We start from the raw sequence: 19,037 nt of genomic DNA on the forward strand, positions 1-19,037 counted from the left end.
TCTCTGCCCTGACTGCGCCGGGACCTCCACAAGGCCTGCGGGACCGCACACCCGCCGGCCGGGAACTCCGGGCTGCGGTGCCGGACGGGTCGAGGGTCCCGTCCCGGCGCCGCGGCCCGCGGGTGTTCTGTGCCCGGGCGCGCGTCGACGCGCCGGGAAAGGCACCGCGTCAGTGCGTCTCCGTGACCTTCGCCAGGGCCCTCGGCGCGTCCGGATCGTGGCCGCGGGCGATGGTGACCTCGTAGGCCAGCAGTTGCATCGGCAGGATCTCCAGGATCGGCTGGAGCTCTTCGGGGACGCTCTCGGTCGGCAGCACGAAGCCCTCCGGCGCCGCTTCCACCTGGCGGGCGGGGCCCACCACCACAAGATCCGCGCCGCGGCCGCGAAGGCGGTCCAGGACCGGCTGCAGGGCCTCGCCGCCCTTGCCGTCCGGGACGACCGCGATCACCGGGGAGATGTTGTCCACCATGGCCAGCGGGCCGTGCATCAGATCCGCGCCGGAGTAGGCCAGGGCCGGAATGTAGCTCGTCTCCATGAGCTTCAGCGCGGCTTCCTTCGCCGTCGGGTAGCCATAGCCCCGCGAGGTGATGACCATCCGCTCGGCGAAGCGGTAGCGCGCTGCCAGCCGGCGCACCTCGTCCCGGCGGTCCAGAGTCCGTGCCGCAAGCTCCGGCAGCATCTTGGCCGCGAAGCCGTCGCCCTCGCGCAGGCCCTCCACGAAGAGATAGAGCGCCAGCAGCGAGGCGGTGTACGTCTTGGTGGCCGGCAGCGCCTTCTCCGGCCCGGCCAGAATGTCGATGTGGAACTCGGAGACCGCCGCCAGCGGGGAATCCTGGTTGTTGGTCACCGCGAGCGTGACCGCCCCGGCCTGCCGGGCCGCCTTGGTCGACGCCACGAGGTCCGGCGAGCCACCGGACTGGCTGACGGCGATGACCAGCACGTCGGTCAGGTCGGGCCGCGCGCCGTACGCCGTGGTCGTGGACATGGACGTCAGCCCGCACGGCAGCCCGAGCCGGATCTCCAGCAGGTACTTCCCGTACAGCGCTGCGTGGTCGGACGTACCGCGTGCGGTCAGCAGCACGAACCGCGGGCGCCTCGCCGCGATCGCATCGGCGACCTCACGGATCCTGGGCGCACCCTCCTCGAGGATGCGCCGCAGGACCGCGGGCTGCTGCGCCATCTCGCCGGACATGATCCGGCCCGGGTGCTCCGTGTGCTCGGACGGCATCGCGGCGGACATGCTGGGTGCCTCCAGGCGGTCCAGGTGCCGGGCGCCGGGGGCTTCCCGGCATCGCCCGGCACAGCACGGTCCGCGTCGGTCAGATCCCGGCCTCCCGGCCGGTGATGACCTCGGCGGCGGCGCGTCCGCAGACGCGGGCTGCGCCGTGGGTGGCGATGTGCGGGGCACCCCTCGGTTCGGCCCGGTTCAGACCCATTTCGACGACGACCGTGTCGGGACGGGCCGCGAGCAGGGCGTCCAGGGCCTGCGCCATCCAGGGGTGGCGGTGAACGTCGCGCACCACAGCGACGATCCTACGGTCCGCCGCACCCTTCAGCACGTCTGTCACCACGTCGGACGCCTCGGTCCGAGCGCCGTAGGTGCCGGTCCCGGTGCCCGGCAGCAGCGCGGCCAGCTCGGCGGCCACACCCCACGGAGTCTCGTCGCCGACGGCGATGTTGGCGACGGGCGTGAACGCGGCGACATACGGGGCGCCGGTGACCGGGGCGTAGGGCAGTTCGCCGGCCGTCACCCGCACGGCCCGGCGCGCGGCGACCAGCCCGATGTCGGAGCCGGGCGCGGTCCCCTCCTCGAACGCCGCGCCCGGCTCTGCCGAAGCCCCCCTGATCCGACGCGTCCAGTCGGCGAGTGCACGCACTCGCGCCGCAGCGTCGGCCAGCCGCTCCTCGGGCAGGTCGCCGTCCCGTACCGCGCCGACCAGCGCATCACGCAGGCGCAGTACGGTCTCCTCGTCGGCCAGGCCGCCACCGACGCAGATGGCGTCGGCCCCGGCTGCGATCGCGAGGACGGAGCCGCGCTCGATGCCGTACGTCGACGAGATGGCCTGCATCTCCATGCCGTCGGTGACGATCAGGCCCTCGTAGCCCAGCTCTTCGCGCAGCAGACCGGTGAGGATCTGCGGGCTCAGGGTCGCGGGGCGGTGCGGGTCGAGCGCGGGTAGCAGAATATGCGCGCTCATCACTGCTTTGGAACCCGCTGCGATGGCCGCTCGGAAAGGCAGCAGCTCACGGGCGTGCAACGTGGCCAGATCCACATCGATTCGGGGCATCGCGTGGTGCGAATCCACGTTCGTGTCGCCGTGTCCGGGGAAGTGCTTGGTGCACGCGGCGACTCCGGCGGCCTGGAGGCCCTCGATGTACGCGACGGTGTGCCGGGCGGCGAGTTCGGTGCCGGCGCCGAACGAACGGACCCCGATGACCGGGTTGTCCGGATTCGAATTGATGTCAGCCGAAGGCGCCCAGTTGAGGTCGACCCCGCACGCGGCGAGCCGGCGGCCGAGCTCACGGGCCACGGCCCGGGTGAGCTCCACATCGTCGACGCACCCCAGCGCGTAGTTGCCGGGGAAGGAGGAGCCGGTGCGCACCTCGAGCCGGGTGACGTCACCGCCCTCCTCGTCGATCGCGACCAGTACGTCGTCCCGCTCGGCCCGCAGCTGCGCGGTGAGCGCGGCGAGCTGCTCGGCGCCGACGATGTTGCGGCCGAACAGGCCGACGGCGGAGAGCCCTTCACCGATCCGGCGCAGCAGCCAGTCCGGCGCGGTGGTGCCGGTGAAGCCGGGCTGCAGGACGGTCAGAGCGTCACGGGTGAGGGTGCCGGAAGAACGCAGAACAGTCGTCATGAGGCGGCGTCATCCCTTCACTGCGCCGGCCGTCAGGCCCGCTGCCATCTTGCGCTGGACGAGGAGGAAGAGGATCACGATGGGGACGGCCATCATCGTGGCTCCGGCCATCATCGGTGCGTACTCGGTGCCGTGCTTGGTGCTGAAGTTGCCGAGCCACACCGTGGCGGTCTGGTTCTGCTGGCTCATCAGCATCAGCGCGTAGAGGTATTCGTTCCAGGCCTGGATGAATCCGTACACGGAGGTGGCCACCATGCCCGGGGCGAGCAGCGGGAAGACCACGCGGACGAAGGCGCCGGTGCGGGTACAGCCGTCGACCATCGCCGCCTCCTCCAGCTCCTTGGGGATGTTGACGATGAATCCGCGCAGCGTCCACACCGTGAAGGGGAGGATGAAGGTCAGGTACGTGATGATCAGGCCGGTGAGCTTGTCGTACTGGCCGAGGTCGTTCAGCAGCAGGAAGACCGGGATGATCATGGCGACCAGCGGGACCATCTGCACCGCGAGGATCCCGACGATCACGATCTTGCGGCCGCGGAAGGCGAACCGCGAGATGGCGAGCGCGGCCAGCATGCCGACCACGATTCCGATGGCCACCACGGCGAGCGAGACGACCATGCTGCGCCAGACCGGGCCCCAGAAGTCGGCGATGTCGAAGGCCCGCGAGAAGTTGCCCAGGGTGAACACCCTGGGGAAGAAGTGCGGGTTCGGGTCGATGGCGTCCCTGGCCGGCTTGAAGGCCGTGTTGAGCATCCAGTAGACCGGGAAACCGGCGGTGGCGAAGACCAGCAGACCGAGCAGATTCCAGCCCGCCCTGCTCCTCCTCGGCCCCTTGGGGCTGCGTACGGCAGCGGGTGCCGCGGCGTTCGTGGTCACTCCACCTCTCCGATCTTGAGCATCTGGCGCATGTAGACGGCGACCACCCCGAGCAGCAGGATCACGGTGACGAGCGCGATCGCCGAGCCGCCGCCGTAGTCGTTGACCACGAAGGCCTTGTCGTACGAGTACGTCGTCAGGAGCTGGAACTCCGCCTCGGGATGGCCGTTGCGCATCACGAACACCTGCGGGAAGACGCCCATGTCCCAGATCAGCGAGAGCGTCGTGAGCATCACGATGATCGGCTTGAGGACCGGCAGCGTGACGTAGCGGAACACGCCCCAGGAACCGGCGCCGTCGAGCCGGGCGGCCTCTTCGAGCTCCTTGGGGACCTGGGTGAGTCCGGCGCTGAGGGTGATGACGATGAAGGGCACGGCGCCCCAGACGACCAGCAGCATGATCACGGCGAGGCCCTGCGGACCGCTGGCGAACCAGTTGTGCCCGCTCATGTCGACCCCGGGCAGCCGGCTCAGCAGCCAGTTGAGGACCCCGTAGTCGGTGTCGAAGAGCCACTTGAAGATCGCGGTGGCAACGATGATGGGCATGCCCCAGCTCGCCACCAGCGCGATGTTGATGAGGGTCTTCACCCAGCCGGACACCCGCTGCAGCAGCAGGGCTATCAGCATGCCGAGGACCATGGTGAGGATCACCGCACCGGCGGCGAAGACCACCGTGCGGATCACGACGGCCCAGAACTCCCCGTCCCCGAGGATCTTCGTGAAGTTGGCGAGGCCGGCCCACTCCGGCTCCTGGAAGCCCCACAGCTGCGGCTGGCCGAAGTTCTGGAAGGAGAGGGTCACCAGCCGGACCAGCGGATAGCCGAGGACCAGCAGGAGCACGAGCAGACAGGGCGCGAGCAGCGTCCACGGCAGTGCGGCTCCGCCGCCGATGCCTCGCTGTTTCCCTGGCCTGCCGGCTCCCCCGGTCCCGGCGCCGGCGCTGGGGGCTGTCGATCGCCGCGTCGGCGGCACCTTGGCAGTGGTTGTCTCTGCGGCACTCATCGGGCGCTCCTCAGCGGTCCCTCTCCTTGTACGGGAGCAGGGCCCCGTCGTTGGCCGACGGGGCCCTGCCGGGACGGTCACTTGGTGTTGATGACCTTGTCGATCGCGGCGTCCGCGGCCTTGGCGGCCTCCTCGACCGTCTTCTTGCCGGTGCCGATCTCCTGGAGCATCGTCTTGAGGGTCTGGGCCTTCTCGACCTGACCCCAGCCCGGCGCCATCGGGACGAACCAGCTGGACTCGGCCGCGGTGGCGGGGACGACCGTCTTCGGGTCGTTCTTCAGGGTCGCGAGGTCCGTCTTGTTGTTGGGCAGGTTGCCCTTGGCGAGCAGACCCTTCTGGCCCTGGGCGCCGGTGAAGGCGTTGATCCACTCGGCCGCGACGCCCTGCGCCTTGGACTTGACCGGGATGGCCAGGTCCGAGCCGCCGAGGAAGACGGGCATGTTCTTGCCGGACGGGCCGGGCATCACGAAGTTCTCGAGGTTGCCCTTGAGCTTGCCGGTCTTGTCGTTCTCCGGGGTCTCGGAGGTGGCGCCTTCCCAGGCCGCGCCGAAGATCATGCCGGCGTTGCCCTGGCCGTACACGATGTAGCGGTCCGACTCGTCCTTGGTCTTGTCGGCCTTCATGTACTTGTCCAGGACGTTCTTGTACTCCTTGAGGCCCTTGATGGACTCAGGGGACGAGAGCGTCGACTTCCACTGGTCGCCTTCCTTCTTGGCGATGGCGCCGCCCGCGTCGTAGACGAAGGACATGGCCGCGTACCAGTCCGGCGACGGCTGGTACCAGGCGCTGAACTTCTTGCCCTTCTTCTTCTGGATCTTGTCGAGGGCGGCGGTCAGCTCCGCGTACGTCTTCGGCGTGGCCTTCACGCCGGCCTCGGCGGCGACGTCCTTGCGCCAGTTGCCCACGCGGCCACCGGCGTAGTACGGAACGCCGTAGGTCTTGCCGTTGTACGTGACCGACTCCTTGAGGCCGTCCAGCCAGGCGTCGGACTGGTCGAACTTGGCGGGGTCGATCTCGGCGAAGGCGCCCTTGACCGTGTAGCCGAGCATCTCGGTGTTGCCCATCTCGACCACGTCCGGAGCCTTGTCCGTGGCGAGTACGGCGTCGAGCTTGGCGTTCTTGTCCGGCCAGCCGTAGTACTCGTGCTTGACCTTGAGGCCGGGGTGCTTCTTGACCACGGCGTCATCCGCGGCCTTGACGAGCTCGGGCCAGTTGTTCTGGGCGTCGACCGTCAGCCAGACCGTGATCTCCTTGACCTCGGCACCGGCCTTGTCCCCCGGCTTGTCGCTGTCGGAGCCACACGCGGCAATGCTGACCATCATGCCCGCGACACCGATCGCCGCGATGAGCTTGCGCTTCACGCCACCCTCCTCAGGGAATTCTGCAACTCCCCGCCCACCGCGAAGACCTACGGAGAAATACGCCGAGTACTGCTCGTGGGGCTGGGACTTGGTCTTTAGTGGTTTAGACCAGTACCCGGAGCTTGGCCTAGACCTTTAGGGGTGTCAAGGGTGTATAAGAAGGGCTGTCGTGTCCGTTATCGGACCGACACCTGAGGGAGGGCGACGACCTGCGACCGGTCCATGCCACCATGTGAGCCGCTACAGACGGAGGAGCCGGTGACGGCAGGAGCGCAGCAGGCGGGAAGGCGGGCCATGACCACGGACGGGGGCAGCACCGAGAACGAGAGCGGTGCCCAGACACGGACCGCGCGTGTACCCAAGTACTACCGGCTCAAGCGCCACTTGCTCGACATGACCGAAACGCTGCCGCCCGGCACGCCGGTGCCGCCCGAGCGCACGCTGGCGGCCGAGTTCGACACCTCGCGCACCACGGTGCGCCAAGCGCTCCAGGAACTGGTCGTCGAGGGCCGGCTGGAACGTATCCAGGGCAAGGGCACCTTCGTGGCCAAGCCCAAGGTCTCGCAGGCGCTGCAGCTCACCTCGTACACGGAGGACATGCGCGCCCAGGGGCTGGAACCCACGTCCCAGCTGCTGGACATCGGATATGTCACGGCCGACGACACGCTGGCCGGCCTGCTGGACATCTCGACCGGCGGACGCGTGCTGCGGATCGAGCGGCTGCGCCTGGCCAGCGGCGAGCCGATGGCCATCGAGACGACGCATCTGTCGGCAAAGCGCTTCCCGGCGCTGCGCCGCAGCCTGGTGAAGTACACCTCGCTCTACACGGCACTGGCGGAGGTGTACGACGTCCATCTGGCCGAGGCCGAGGAGACGATCGAGACCTCCCTGGCCACCCCGCGCGAAGCCGGCCTGCTCGGCACGGACGTGGGCCTGCCGATGCTGATGCTGTCGCGCCACTCGCTGGACGCGCAGGGCGAGCCGGTGGAGTGGGTGCGCTCGGTCTACCGCGGCGACCGCTACAAGTTCGTGGCGAGGTTGCAGCGGCCGAAGGACTGAACGCGGGCCCGGCCACACACCCCTGCCGGGGGTCCGGGGGTCGCCCCCCGGAACAGCACAGCGTGGCGAGGTTGCAGCGGCCGAAGGACTGAACGCCGGCCCGGCCACACACCCCTGCCGGGGGTCCGGGGGTCGCCCCCCGGAACAGCACAGCGTGGCGAGGTTGCAGCGGCCGAAGGACTGAACGCCGGCCCGGCCACACACCCCTGCCGGGGGTCCGGCCGGCCCGGCAGCTGCCTGATCCGCCGTCAACCGCATGGCGCCGCAACAAACGTTGCGGCGCTATGTCGCGTTTCCCCCTCCGTGCCCGGAGCCTGGACACAGTCGTTGCCGTACCGATATACGGACAGGGGGTGACTCGCTTCAAAACCCTCGCCTACATTTCCCTGCGCGTTACAGGTACAGCTGATCAGCAAGGGGACGGAGACAACGATGTCCGCAGTGCCCGAGGCGCCCGATGCGCCCGAACCGCCACAAGCGCCCGAAGCAAGGCAACCCGCCGTCACACCGGTGCGGGTGGTCATTGCCCTCTGCCTCCTCGCGCCCTTCGTGGCCATGCTCTGGGTGAGCTCCTACGCGAAGGTCGAGCCGACGTTCATCGGCATGCCGTTCTTCTACTGGTACCAGATGTTCTGGGTCCTGCTGTCGACCGCGCTGACGATGGTCGCGTACCAGCTGTGGCAGCGTGACCAGCGCGCCCGCAAGGGAGGTGCGTCGCAGTGAAGAACGACGTGAACGGCGTCGCACTCGGCGTCTTCATCTTCTTCTTCGTGGCCGTCACGGTCATGGGCTTTCTGGCCTCGCGCTGGCGCAAGGCCGAGAACGAGCACAGCCTCGACGAATGGGGCCTGGGTGGCCGGTCGTTCGGCACCTGGGTGACCTGGTTCCTGCTCGGCGGCGACCTGTACACCGCCTACACCTTCGTCGCCGTCCCGGCGGCCATCTACGCGGCCGGCGCGGCCGGCTTCTTCGCCGTGCCGTACACGATCCTCGTCTACCCGCTGATCTTCACCTTCCTGCCGCGGCTGTGGTCGGTGTCGCACAAGCACGGCTATGTGACGACCTCGGACTTCGTACGCGGGCGCTTCGGTTCGAAGGGTCTCTCGCTTGCGGTCGCCGTCACGGGCATTCTGGCGACGATGCCGTACATCGCACTGCAGCTCGTCGGTATCCAGGCGGTGCTCGACGTCATGGGCGTCGGCGGCGGCGAGACCACCAACTGGTTCGTCAAGGACCTGCCGCTGCTGATCGCGTTCGGCGTGCTCGCGGCCTACACGTACTCCTCCGGACTGCGTGCACCCGCGCTCATCGCCTTCGTCAAGGACACCCTGATCTACATCGTCATCGCGGTGGCGATCATCTACATCCCGATCAAGCTGGGCGGCTTCGACGAGATCTTCGCCAGTGCCGGCGAGAAGTTCGCGACCATCAACGAGTCGACCGGCAAGCCGACCGGTGCACTGGTACCGGGCGACCTGGGCCAGTGGGGTTACGCCACGCTGGCGCTCGGCTCGGCGCTCGCGCTCTTCATGTACCCGCACTCGATCACCGCGACCCTGTCCTCGCGCAGCCGCGAGGTGATCCGCCGCAACACCACGATCCTGCCGCTGTACTCCCTGATGCTGGGCCTGCTCGCGCTGCTCGGCTTCATGGCCATCGCCGCCGGTGTGAAGGTGGCCAACGGCCAGCTGGCGATTCCGCAGCTGTTCGAGGACATGTTCCCCGACTGGTTCGCCGGTGTGGCCTTCGCGGCCATCGGCATCGGCGCGCTCGTACCGGCGGCGATCATGTCGATCGCCGCGGCCAACCTTTTCACCAGGAACATCTACAAGGACTTCATCAAGCCCGATGCGACCCCGGCGCAGGAGACCAAGGTCTCCAAGCTGGTCTCGCTGCTGGTGAAGGTCGGCGCGCTGGTCTTCGTCCTGACCATGGACAAGACCGTCGCGATCAACTTCCAGCTGCTGGGCGGCATATGGATCCTGCAGACCTTCCCGGCCCTGGTCGGCGGTCTGTTCACCCGCTGGTTCCACCGCTGGGCGCTGATCGCCGGCTGGGCGGTCGGCATGGTCTACGGCACCTGGACCGCGTACGGCGTCGCGACCCCGGCCCAGAAGCACTTCGGCGGCTCGTCCGATGTCATCCCCGGCATCGGTGAGATCGGCTACATCGGCCTCACCGCGTTCGTGCTGAACGTCGTCGTCACCGTGGTCCTCACCTTCGTCCTGCGGGCGGCCAAGGCCCCCGACGGCGTCGACGAGACCAGCCCGTCCGACTACACGGCGGACGCGGGTGACCCGGGCGTCCAGGCCGAACTCCCGCCGGCCACAGCGGGCGCCGGTCACTGACCGACCGACCGCCAACGAGCAGCGGGCCGCCGGGAAACCGGCGGCCCGCTCTCGTCAACGACGAGAGCAAAGCGGGCAACAACCTACCCACCGACACAACATGTGGTGGGTGACGCAACGGGCCGCCCCCACATGTATGCTCATGCTCGCTGTCGCCGCAGGGGAATCCGGTGCGAATCCGGAACTGTCCCGCAACGGTGTGATGTGGTGCACTTTGCCGCGCCCACAAGTCCGAGGACCTGCCGACGGTGCATCCGGTTCGACCGACCCGGGTGCCAAGACGTCCGGGTCTCGCGGTTGGGCCGGTGGACGCCGTGCACGGTGCTGCCCGCTGCGGCACGTACGCCGCACGGCCTTCCCCTCCCCCGCCGGTCCGGAACCGAGCGAGGGAGCACCACGTGACGATCGCGCCGGCCGATCCGGCCTCAGGCACCGTCGAGCAGACGGCCGACGGCCCCGGGACCGCGCTCCTGCGGCTCCTGACCGAGCTCACGGCCGACCTGCCCGACACCGACCCCGGCAGGGTCGCCGCCGCCGCGCTGCGCGGCCGGCACGCCGGGTCCGACGAGGCCGAACTGCGCTCCCTCGCCACCGACGCCGCCGCCGGACTGATCTCCGAGGACCCCGCCTACTCCCGGCTCGCCGCCCGGCTGCTGACCCGCACGATCGCCGAAGAGGCCGCCGGGCAGGGCGCGGTGTGCTTCTCCGCATCGGTCGCCGTGGGGCACCGCGAAGGCCTGATCGCCGACCGGACGGCCGAGTTCGTGACGCGGCACATGGCCCGCCTCGACGACCTGATCGACCAGGGCGCCGACGACCGGTTCGGCTACTTCGGGCTGCGCACCCTCTACAGCCGCTATCTGCTGCGCCACCCGATCACCCGTCAGGTGATCGAGACCCCACAGCACTTCATGCTGCGCGTGGCCGCCGGGCTCGCCGAGGACACCACGTCCGACGGCGCGAGGGGGGCCCGTGCCCTGGACGAAGTCGCCGCGCTCTACGGACTGATGAGCCGGCTCGACTACCTCCCCTCCTCCCCCACGCTCTTCAACTCCGGCACCCGCCACCCGCAGATGTCGTCCTGCTATCTGCTGGACTCGCCGCTCGACGAGCTCGACTCGATCTACGACCGGTACCACCAGGTCGCCCGCCTCTCCAAGCACGCCGGCGGCATCGGGCTCTCGTACTCCCGTATCCGCGCCCGCGGTTCCCTGATCCGCGGCACCAACGGGCACTCCAACGGCATCGTGCCGTTCCTGAAGACCCTCGACGCCTCGGTCGCCGCGGTGAACCAGGGCGGCCGGCGCAAGGGCGCGGCCGCCATCTACCTCGAGACCTGGCACGCGGACATCGAGGAGTTCCTCGAGCTGCGGGACAACACCGGTGAGGACGCGCGGCGTACGCACAACCTGAACCTCGCGCACTGGGTCCCCGACGAGTTCATGCGCCGCGTCGAGGCGGACGCCGACTGGTCGCTGTTCTCGCCCGCCGACGTACCCGGGCTGGTCGACCTGTGGGGCGAGGAGTTCGACACCGCCTACCGCGAGGCCGAGGCAGCGGGCCTGGCCCGCAGGACCATCGCGGCACGCGACCTGTACGGCCGGATGATGCGCACCCTCGCCCAGACCGGCAACGGCTGGATGACCTTCAAGGACGCGTCCAACCGCACCGCCAACCAGACCGCCGAGCCGGGCCGCGTCGTCCACTCCTCGAACCTGTGCACCGAGATCCTCGAGGTCACGGACGACGGCGAGACAGCCGTGTGCAACCTCGGCTCGGTCAACCTCGGTGCGTTCGTCCTCGCGTCCGGCGACCTCGACTGGCAGCGCCTCGACGAGACCGTCCGCACCGCCGTGACCTTCCTGGACCGGGTCGTCGACATCAACTTCTACCCGACCGAGCAGGCCGGGCGTTCCAACGCGAGGTGGCGGCCGGTGGGCCTGGGCGCGATGGGCCTGCAGGACGTCTTCTTCAAGCTCCGGCTGCCGTTCGACTCGGCCGCGGCCAAGGCGCTCTCCACGAAGATCGCCGAGCGGATCATGCTGGCGGCGTACGAGGCCTCCTGCGACCTCGCCGAGCGCAACGGCCTGCTGCCGGCGTGGTCCGAGACCCGTACGGCACGCGGCGTACTGCACCCCGACCACTACGGTGTCGAGCTCAACTGGCCCGAGCGGTGGGACGCGCTGCGGGAGCGTATCGCCACGGTCGGCATGCGCAACTCGCTCCTGCTCGCCATCGCCCCGACCGCGACGATCGCCTCGATCGCGGGCGTGTACGAGTGCATCGAGCCGCAGGTCTCCAACCTCTTCAAGCGAGAGACACTCAGCGGCGAGTTCCTGCAGGTCAACTCCTACCTCGTGGAGGAGCTCAAGCAGCTCGGCGTCTGGGACACCCAGACCCGCGAGGCCCTGCGCGACTCCAACGGTTCGGTGCAGGACTTCACCTGGGTGCCGGCCGAGGTGCGGGCCCTGTACCGCACGGCATGGGAGATCCCGCAGCGTGGCCTGATCGACATGGCAGCGGCGCGGACACCGTTCCTGGACCAGAGCCAGTCGCTGAACCTGTTCCTGGAGACGCCCACCATCGGCAAGCTCAGCTCGATGTACGCGTACGCCTGGAAGCAGGGCCTGAAGACGACGTACTACCTGCGCTCACGCCCCGCGACCCGGATCGCGCGCGCCGCGTCCGGCACGGCCCCTGCCACCATCCACGTCCAGCAGGCGGCCCCCGACGCCGATGCGATCGCCTGCTCCCTTGAGAACCCCGAGTCCTGCGAGGCCTGCCAGTAATGACCCCCCACCCGTCGCCCGACCACCACCCCTCAACGACGGCGCTGAGCGCCGACACCTCCCGGACTCCGAAGAACCTGCTCGACCCGGGCTTCGAACTCACCCTCCGCCCGATGCGCTACCCGGACTTCTACGAGCGGTACCGGGACGCGATCAAGAACACCTGGACCGTGGAGGAGGTCGACCTCCACTCCGACGTCGCCGACCTCGCCAAGCTCTCCCCCGGCGAGCAGCACATGATCGGCCGCCTGGTCGCGTTCTTCGCGACGGGCGACTCGATCGTGGCGAACAACCTGGTGCTCACCCTCTACAAGCACATCAACTCCCCGGAGGCGCGGCTGTATCTGTCGCGCCAGCTGTTCGAGGAGGCCGTGCACGTCCAGTTCTATCTGACGCTGCTCGACACCTACCTCCCCGACCCGGACGACCGCACTGCGGCCTTCGCGGCGGTCGAGAACATCCCGTCCATCCGGGAGAAGGCGGAGTTCTGCTTCAAGTGGATGGACTCGGTCGAGAGCATCGACCGACTGGAGTCGAAGGCCGACCGCCGCCGCTTCCTGCTGAACCTGATCTGCTTCGCGGCCTGCATCGAGGGCCTCTTCTTCTACGGCGCGTTCGCGTACGTGTACTGGTTCCGCTCGCGGGGCCTGCTGCACGGTCTGGCGACCGGAACGAACTGGGTGTTCCGTGACGAAACGATGCACATGAACTTCGCCTTCGAAGTCGTGGACACCGTCCGCAAGGAAGAGCCGGAGCTGTTCGACGACGAACTGGAGCAGCAGGTCAAGGACATGCTGAAGGAGGCCGTCGAGGCGGAGCTCCAGTTCGGCCGCGATCTGTGCGGTGACGGCCTGCCGGGCATGAACACCGAATCGATGCGCGAGTACCTCCAGTGCGTCGCCGACCAGCGGCTCACCCGGCTGGGCTTCACCTCGGTATACGGCTCGCAGAACCCGTTCTCCTTCATGGAGCTGCAGGGCGTCCAGGAGCTGACGAACTTCTTCGAGCGCCGCCCGTCGGCGTACCAGGTCGCCGTCGAGGGCTCAGTGGATCTGGACGAGGACTTCTGACCGGACGGATGAGCGTGCCGGGGGTCACGGCCGATGTCGTGGGCCCCCGGCGCAGGCTCAGATGCCGCAGCTGGACGCCGACCAGAAGCGGCTCGCCCGGTGGTCGACATGCGTATGGTCGTTGTGGCCCGGGTAGCCGGGGCCCAGGATGCCGTTGAAGCCGTGGTTGCGGGCCTGCTGGGCCAGCTTGCACAGCGAGTGCGGGCCGGCTCCAAGGTCGGCCGCGTCACCGTACAGATGCCGGCTGCTCGTCGCGCCGCCGACCGCGTCGTTGCAGGCGTGCGAGCGGAAACCGCTGGTCACGGTGATGGGATGGTCGCCCAGTGCGTGCCGCAGGGCTTCCAGTTTCCACATCGTGCGCAGGGCATTGGACTTGGCCGTCGCCGCGCTCACCGCGCCGCCCGCCCACGTGGTGTTGCAGTCGTTGAGTTCGGCGTAACTGAAGTGGATCGGCGTGCAGTCGTTGTCCTGGAGTGCGTAGATCCTGTCGAAGGTGGCGGGGCCGGCCACACCGTCGGCGGCGAGGCCGTAGGCGGACTGGAAGCGTCTGACGGCGGCGGTGGTCGCCGGACCGTAGTCTCCGTCGACAGCGAGGACGGCGCCGGAGCCGGGGTGGCCCGCGACGCGGATCTGGAGCTGGGTGACGTCGGCGCCGGATGCGCCCTGGGAGAGGGTGCGCGACCAGGTGTAGCAGCCGTCGGCCTGGGCGGTGCCGGCGGTCGCCATGATCCCGGCCGATGTTGCAGCCATGAGCATGACAACAGACAGCAGGAGTCGTGCGGTACGTCGGAACATCGAGCCTCCATACCGTGAAAGCGGTGTACGCCAGAGAGTGGCGGGCCGGTTGACGCGCGTCAACAGCCCCTGTCCCAACGTCATTTGTCCGCCCAATGACGCTCTGCCGACACCCAGGGCCGAGCACGCACCAGGGCCCCGCTCGTGCCGAGCGGGGCCCTGGTGCGTGACGGTGAGGTCAGTCGTTGGCGACGACCGGGTAGCGCGGGGTGCCCTCGGCCATCTGCCGCAGCGCGTCCTTGCGGTCGCGCTTGGAGAGCCGGTCGATGTACAGGTACCCGTACAGATGGTCCGTCTCGTGCTGCAGACACCGCGCGAAGTACCCGGTGCCGCGCACCTTGATCGGGTTGCCCTCGGCGTCCTGACCGCGCACCACCGCATAGTCGGGACGGGCCAGCGACGCGTACGCCGTCGGCACGGACAGACAGCCCTCGTTCGAGTCGTCGAGCACGCGCTCCTGCGGCGCCAGCTCCTCAAGCACCGGGTTGCACACCACGCCCGTGTGACGGACGCCCTCGTCGTCCGGGCAGTCGTAGACGAAGACCTTCAGGTCCACGCCGATCTGGTTCGCGGCCAGGCCCACGCCCTCCGCCGCGCGCTGGCTGGCGAACATGTCGTCGATCAGCGCGGCGAGCTTGTCGTCGAACTCGGTGACGTCCTTGCACTCCTTGTGGAGCACGGGGTTGCCGACGACCGTGATCGGTCGCGCGGTGCCGCGCTCGCGGTACGCCTGCTCGCGCTCCTCGCAGTTCTCCGTGTCCACGACGAAACCATCGTTGATCTGCTGGTCCGTCTCCTGCTGCGACTGCTGCGACGCCATGTCAGCCGTACGCCCTTCTCACTACCCGTTGCCCGACCCGTTGACCGGTCACTCCTGTGTCCCTACAGCCTACGGGCAGTGGTCAGCAGACTTCCTCGAGATCCCGCCACTCCCTGGAATCGGGACTGTCCGCCACCCAGCCGTCCAGCAGTCCCCGCACGAGCCCCGCCGGCGCCGCGATCCCGCACTCGCGCTCCGGCGACCACAGATCGCCTGCCGTGCGGTGGCCCAGCGGCCCGGGATGACCGGGCTCACTGTGGTCGTGCGGGTCGAGGTGCTCCCCCTCGCCCTCGGCGCTCGGCATCCGGCTCTCGGAGCAGGCCCGGCACAGCAGCCGCACCGACGAGGACCAGTCCTCGGCGGCGAAGCCTGCGTCGGCGGCCAGCCGCTCCAGGGCGTCCCGGTCGGCCTCGGACCCGGCCTCCAGCAGCACCACCCACGTGGGCACGGGCGACGGCGCCCACAGCTCGATCTCGTCGAAGACGGGGTACGAGGGCCCCGCGCTGGTGATCCGCTCGCCGTTCGGCACACCGTCGTGGAGCACCACCTCGCCCCAGCGCCGACCGGAGGACGGCAGCGGGATGGACAGCACCTCTATCCGGGCCGGGTCGAGCCTGCGGCCCCACACCACCTCCGCCTCGCCCTCGGGCGAGAGGCGGACGGCGGCGCTGCCCAGGTCCATGCCGACGGGCTCGCCGTTCGGAGCGGCGGATCCGGGGACCTTGAGCCCGTACGCCTGCCAGGCACGGCGGGCGAGCGGCCAGTCCTGCAGGGCGGTGGCGGCGATGCCCACGTTCCACCAGTCCGGGGCGCCGGTCTCCTTGTCGAGCAGGGCGACGGCTCGCAGCCCGGCGGCCCGGGCCTGCTCCCAGTCGTGCCGGAACTTGTGCAGCAGGGCGAGATTGAACCAGGACTCCGACAGCCACGGCTCGAGGTCCGCGGCCCGTGTCAGCAGGGCACCCGCGTCCTCGTACCGGCCGTCGCCGATCAGCGTGAACGCGCGGTCGGTGGCCTGCCGCCACGAGGCGGAGGGCCGATGCCGTACCTTCCCGAAGATCCTCACGATTCCCGCCTGCCGGTCGCTCGGGTCACTGCCCCCGGACGCATGCCTGTGCGCCTGCTTGTGTGCCTTCTTTCGCATCCAACCATGCCCGGTCACAGGCTCGCTCATTACCCATGGGTTACCCAGGTGGGAGCGGGGCCAGACCGCCTCGGGCAAGGACTCTGGCAAGGGATTCGACGACCTCCGGCTGATAGTCGTGCCCGGTCCCGAGCCGCAGCCGCTCGAGGGCGGTGAGCACCCCGCCCGCACTTCCTCCGCTGCCCCCGGTCAGATCGTCGTATGCGTTGACGGCCCGGACGATCCGTGCCGGCAACGGCTGCTCCCGGTACGGGTCGGCCTGCTGCTCCACCACCACGGCGACCGCGGCGGGAGCACCGGTCTGGCGGACCACGGCCCCGCCGAGCAGCGCGATCCGCCGCTGCTCGGCGGCCGGGAGGGCAGCGGTCGCCCCGTCCGCGACCGGGTCGACCAGCGAGAGCTGCCCGATGTCGTGCATCAGGGCCGCGTACTCCAGCACGGTCAGCTCAGGACCGGACAGGCCCATCTCACGTCCGACGGCGGTGCTGAGCGCGGCGACGCGACGGGCGTGGCCGGGCCTGGTGTATCCGGCGATCTCGGTCGCGCGGGCGAGCGAGGTGATGGTCTGGCGATACGTGGTCCTCACCGCCGCGTATCTGCGGAACGACAGGTGCGTCAGGAGCAACGGCACACAGAACACGGGCAGCGCCCACAGCCCGGCGACGGCCACCGCGAGCGCCATGACGGCGCCGGTGGCGCAGACGGCCGAGCCGATACCGAGCAGGGCGCGGAGCTCGTCGCGCAGCAGCGGCCCGAAGGGGTACCCGGTGCGCGCCCGCAGCAGGGCGGCGGCGAGTACGGCGTCGCACAGCGCGGTGAGCAGGAGCACGAGCAGCAGGAACAGGGCGTAGTACGCCCCCTGACCCAGGCGTCGGTCCAACTCCCCTGAGATATAGAGCGGTTGGAAGCAAACGGCGGCGAATCCGACGGTCAGCACCCGGCGCACCACATGATCGAGCGCGGGCCCTCGGCCGCGGGCGACATGGGGCACGGCACCCGCGAGCCCGCCGGCGACCACGACGGCGACGGCCTGCAGTGCCCCGTGGGTGGTGGGGCTTCCCGCACACTCGCCGAGCAGGGCGTACGCCAGGGCGCCCGCGAACCCGAGCGGCGCGGGTTCCCTCCCCCATAACTCTCCGAGCACGGGAGGTGCGCCGACCCCGGGCACGGCACCCCACCGCGTCAGCTCCCCCACGGCGATGAACGACCCGAAGGCCAGCGCGATGCCGCGCTGCTCGATGCCCGCCCACACCACCCACCCGAGCGATGCTCCGGTCAGCGAGAGGGCGCCCGCGTACACCGCGACGACAAGGCCTCCGGGTCTGCGTCTCTCCCGGCGCCTCCGGTGCCGCTGATGCCCCCGCTTCACCGCGCCCTCCCGGCCGCCGCCTTCACCCGGCCCGCACCTGCCGGGGCGGCGGGACGTTCCCGGGCGGTGCCGCCGGGTCCTGCCGGCCGGTCTCCGCCGGGCGCGGCGGCACGAGCCCTGCAGACTCGTCCGAAGTGACCGATGTCTCCCAGCCGTGCCGGTCGAGTGCCCGCACCAGTGCCCGCACCATCCGCGGATCGAACTGGGTTCCGGCGCACCGCTCCAGTTCGGCCAGGGCCACCGGCACGGGCCGCGCCCTGCTGTAGGACCGCGTCGAGGTCATCGCGTCGAACGCGTCGGCCACCGCGACCACGCGCGCGAACTCGGGGATCTGGGTGCCCACGAGCCCGTACGGGTAGCCGCTGCCGTCCATCCGCTCGTGGTGGTGCAGGATCGCCGCCCGTGCCTCGCCGAGGAATCCGATGCCGCGCACCATCTCGTGCCCGTACTCGGGGTGCAGCTCGATCACCCGCCGCTCTTCGGGAGTGAGCGGCCCGTCCTTGCGCAGCACCCGTGTCGGCACCCCGAGCTTGCCCACGTCGTGCAGGATCCCGGCGAACCTGAGCACCTCCAGCCGGTCTTCTTCCATGCTCAGTTCACGCGCGATCAGCGCCGACGCCCGTCCCACACGCTCGCTGTGCCCACGGGTGTACCGGTCCTTGATGTCGACGGCCTGCACCAGGGCCCGGATCGTCGCCTGGTGGGCCGCGCGCTCACGGTGGTACTGGGCGAAGATCCAGCAGGAGATGTACATCGGCAGGAGCACGAACAGCGCGGACAGCGGCCCGTACGGACTGCTCCACAGCACGGCCATCATCAGCCCGACGAGCCCGTGCACGAGGTGGGGCACCGGTGACGCGGGCAGCTGGGCGCGCCGGGCGCCGCCGAGCGGCGCCCTCCCCCACAGCCCCTTGGACGTGGGTGGGGCCGACCCCGCCGGCGCCAGAGGGAGTACCCCGGTCGCCGCGGCCCGGATCCCGCCGTCGAGCACGGTCAGCACCAGCCAGAACGCGAGCGCTGCGGCGGCGGCCGACAGGAGCACCCGGGGAAAGTCCGGCGCGCGCAGCGTCGGCTCGCCACCGAGCAGCGTATAGGCCTGCCCGGCCGCCCAGGTCGCGAGCGCCTGCTCGGCAGCCCGCCAGATCCGCCGTGCCATGGCCGGGGGCCGGTCGACCCGCGCCAGCAGCGCTCCGGGTACGGGTACGAGCGCGGCCGCGGCGGGCGGCAGCAGAAAGGCGGCGGCGAGCAGCACGGGGAAGAACAGTCCGGCGCTCACCGGCACCATGTCGCCGAGAACGCGGCAGCGCGCCGGGAGCTCGCAGACGGCGTACAGCCCGGCGAGCAGCAGCACGGCGCTCCATGGCACCGCCGCCCCGGGCGTCCGCAGGACCGGGGCGGCGCATGCCGCGGCGCACAGGACGGCACCCAGAATGTACGCGCGAGCTGCCGTGGGTAAGGCCGTCACTGCCCCGCACCCTCCTCAAATGGAGCGCCAACGCTAGCGAGTTGAGGGGGGTTGGGGGGCGCTTCACCGCCCATTCGCACGTACG

At 69.9% G+C, this 19,037-nt stretch carries 15 protein-coding genes and 1 riboswitch; of the genes, 5 read left to right on the forward strand and 10 right to left on the reverse strand.

The genetic code is table 11. From position 1 onward, the window contains the following. Positions 1 to 169: 169 nt before the first annotated feature. From OHS70_RS12110 to OHS70_RS12130, 5 genes are all read right to left on the reverse strand, one after another. On the reverse strand, positions 170 to 1,240 hold the full coding sequence (locus tag OHS70_RS12110; RefSeq protein WP_328396622.1) for an SIS domain-containing protein: 1,071 nt from the start codon (positions 1,238 to 1,240) through the stop codon (positions 170 to 172). A gap of 79 nt (positions 1,241 to 1,319) precedes the next feature. Further along, positions 1,320 to 2,858: a glycoside hydrolase family 3 protein gene (locus OHS70_RS12115; RefSeq protein WP_328396624.1), complete on the reverse strand. Its 1,539-nt coding sequence runs from the start codon at positions 2,856 to 2,858 to the stop codon at positions 1,320 to 1,322. Between the two features lie 9 nt (positions 2,859 to 2,867). Continuing rightward, the gene (locus OHS70_RS12120; protein ID WP_328396626.1) at positions 2,868 to 3,734 is read right to left on the reverse strand and encodes a carbohydrate ABC transporter permease; all 867 of its coding nucleotides are present in this window, start codon (positions 3,732 to 3,734) and stop codon (positions 2,868 to 2,870) included. Further along, positions 3,731 to 4,735, reverse strand: coding sequence for a carbohydrate ABC transporter permease (locus tag OHS70_RS12125; RefSeq protein WP_328396628.1), 1,005 nt, complete (start codon positions 4,733 to 4,735; stop codon positions 3,731 to 3,733). Before OHS70_RS12125 ends, OHS70_RS12120 begins: the two co-directional genes overlap by 4 nt. A gap of 77 nt (positions 4,736 to 4,812) precedes the next feature. Further along, a complete protein-coding gene (locus OHS70_RS12130) occupies positions 4,813 to 6,096 on the reverse strand; it encodes an extracellular solute-binding protein (protein WP_328396630.1) in 1,284 nt (427 codons plus the stop codon). Between the two features lie 294 nt (positions 6,097 to 6,390). On the opposite strand from OHS70_RS12130, the gene OHS70_RS12135 reads away from it, so the two are divergent. The 5 genes from OHS70_RS12135 to OHS70_RS12155 all read left to right on the forward strand — a co-directional run bounded on the left by OHS70_RS12135 (position 6,391) and on the right by OHS70_RS12155 (position 13,362). Next, positions 6,391 to 7,155: a GntR family transcriptional regulator gene (locus OHS70_RS12135; protein WP_328396632.1), complete on the forward strand. Its 765-nt coding sequence runs from the start codon at positions 6,391 to 6,393 to the stop codon at positions 7,153 to 7,155. A gap of 432 nt (positions 7,156 to 7,587) precedes the next feature. Continuing rightward, positions 7,588 to 7,878 (forward strand): DUF3311 domain-containing protein, encoded by a 291-nt coding sequence (locus tag OHS70_RS12140; protein ID WP_328396634.1) that lies wholly within the window; start codon positions 7,588 to 7,590, stop codon positions 7,876 to 7,878. Next, positions 7,875 to 9,503 carry a monocarboxylate uptake permease MctP gene (gene mctP / locus OHS70_RS12145; protein WP_328396636.1) on the forward strand — a complete coding sequence of 543 codons (1,629 nt, stop codon included), beginning with the start codon at positions 7,875 to 7,877 and terminating at the stop codon, positions 9,501 to 9,503. The genes OHS70_RS12140 and mctP overlap by 4 nt, the downstream gene beginning before the upstream one ends. Before the next feature lie 136 nt (positions 9,504 to 9,639). Continuing rightward, a riboswitch (cobalamin riboswitch) is annotated at positions 9,640 to 9,764 on the forward strand. 137 nt (positions 9,765 to 9,901) lie between these two features. Then, the gene (locus OHS70_RS12150; protein WP_328396638.1) at positions 9,902 to 12,292 is read left to right on the forward strand and encodes a ribonucleoside-diphosphate reductase subunit alpha; all 2,391 of its coding nucleotides are present in this window, start codon (positions 9,902 to 9,904) and stop codon (positions 12,290 to 12,292) included. After that, positions 12,292 to 13,362: a ribonucleotide-diphosphate reductase subunit beta gene (locus OHS70_RS12155; protein WP_328396640.1), complete on the forward strand. Its 1,071-nt coding sequence runs from the start codon at positions 12,292 to 12,294 to the stop codon at positions 13,360 to 13,362. Before OHS70_RS12150 ends, OHS70_RS12155 begins: the two co-directional genes overlap by 1 nt. 57 nt (positions 13,363 to 13,419) lie before the next feature. Here the strand turns inward: OHS70_RS12155 and OHS70_RS12160 are convergent, their stop codons facing one another. From OHS70_RS12160 to OHS70_RS12180, 5 genes are all read right to left on the reverse strand, one after another. Beyond that, positions 13,420 to 14,157 carry a D-Ala-D-Ala carboxypeptidase family metallohydrolase gene (locus tag OHS70_RS12160; protein WP_328396642.1) on the reverse strand — a complete coding sequence of 246 codons (738 nt, stop codon included), beginning with the start codon at positions 14,155 to 14,157 and terminating at the stop codon, positions 13,420 to 13,422. A gap of 178 nt (positions 14,158 to 14,335) precedes the next feature. Beyond that, positions 14,336 to 14,977 carry a peptide deformylase gene (def, locus tag OHS70_RS12165; protein ID WP_328396644.1) on the reverse strand — a complete coding sequence of 214 codons (642 nt, stop codon included), beginning with the start codon at positions 14,975 to 14,977 and terminating at the stop codon, positions 14,336 to 14,338. An 82-nt stretch (positions 14,978 to 15,059) separates the two neighbouring features. Next, positions 15,060 to 16,040, reverse strand: a complete 981-nt coding sequence (locus OHS70_RS12170; RefSeq protein ID WP_328396646.1) for a tetratricopeptide repeat protein — start codon at positions 16,038 to 16,040, stop codon at positions 15,060 to 15,062. 118 nt (positions 16,041 to 16,158) lie between these two features. After that, on the reverse strand, positions 16,159 to 17,487 hold the full coding sequence (locus OHS70_RS12175; protein WP_443062596.1) for an HD-GYP domain-containing protein: 1,329 nt from the start codon (positions 17,485 to 17,487) through the stop codon (positions 16,159 to 16,161). Positions 17,488 to 17,509: 22 nt separating this feature from the next. Continuing rightward, a complete protein-coding gene (locus OHS70_RS12180) occupies positions 17,510 to 18,952 on the reverse strand; it encodes an HD-GYP domain-containing protein (RefSeq protein WP_328396648.1) in 1,443 nt (480 codons plus the stop codon). Between the last annotated feature and the right edge of the window lie 85 nt (positions 18,953 to 19,037).

The sequence above is a fragment of the Streptomyces sp. NBC_00390 genome, from assembly GCF_036057275.1.
In the GTDB taxonomy this organism is placed as follows: domain Bacteria; phylum Actinomycetota; class Actinomycetes; order Streptomycetales; family Streptomycetaceae; genus Streptomyces.

What these genes read in the sequence shown, in the direction of transcription:
- OHS70_RS12160 (WP_328396642.1), bottom strand. Translation starts at nt 14,157, where the DNA reads ATGTTCCGACGTACCGCACGACTCCTGCTGTCTGTTGTCATGCTCATG.
- OHS70_RS12135 (WP_328396632.1), top strand. Translation starts at nt 6,391, where the DNA reads ATGACCACGGACGGGGGCAGCACCGAGAACGAGAGCGGTGCCCAGACA.
- OHS70_RS12140 (WP_328396634.1), top strand. Translation starts at nt 7,588, where the DNA reads ATGTCCGCAGTGCCCGAGGCGCCCGATGCGCCCGAACCGCCACAAGCG.
- OHS70_RS12110 (WP_328396622.1), bottom strand. Translation starts at nt 1,240, where the DNA reads ATGTCCGCCGCGATGCCGTCCGAGCACACGGAGCACCCGGGCCGGATC.
- def (WP_328396644.1), bottom strand. Translation starts at nt 14,977, where the DNA reads ATGGCGTCGCAGCAGTCGCAGCAGGAGACGGACCAGCAGATCAACGAT.
- OHS70_RS12155 (WP_328396640.1), top strand. Translation starts at nt 12,292, where the DNA reads ATGACCCCCCACCCGTCGCCCGACCACCACCCCTCAACGACGGCGCTG.
- OHS70_RS12115 (WP_328396624.1), bottom strand. Translation starts at nt 2,858, where the DNA reads ATGACGACTGTTCTGCGTTCTTCCGGCACCCTCACCCGTGACGCTCTG.
- OHS70_RS12125 (WP_328396628.1), bottom strand. Translation starts at nt 4,735, where the DNA reads ATGAGTGCCGCAGAGACAACCACTGCCAAGGTGCCGCCGACGCGGCGA.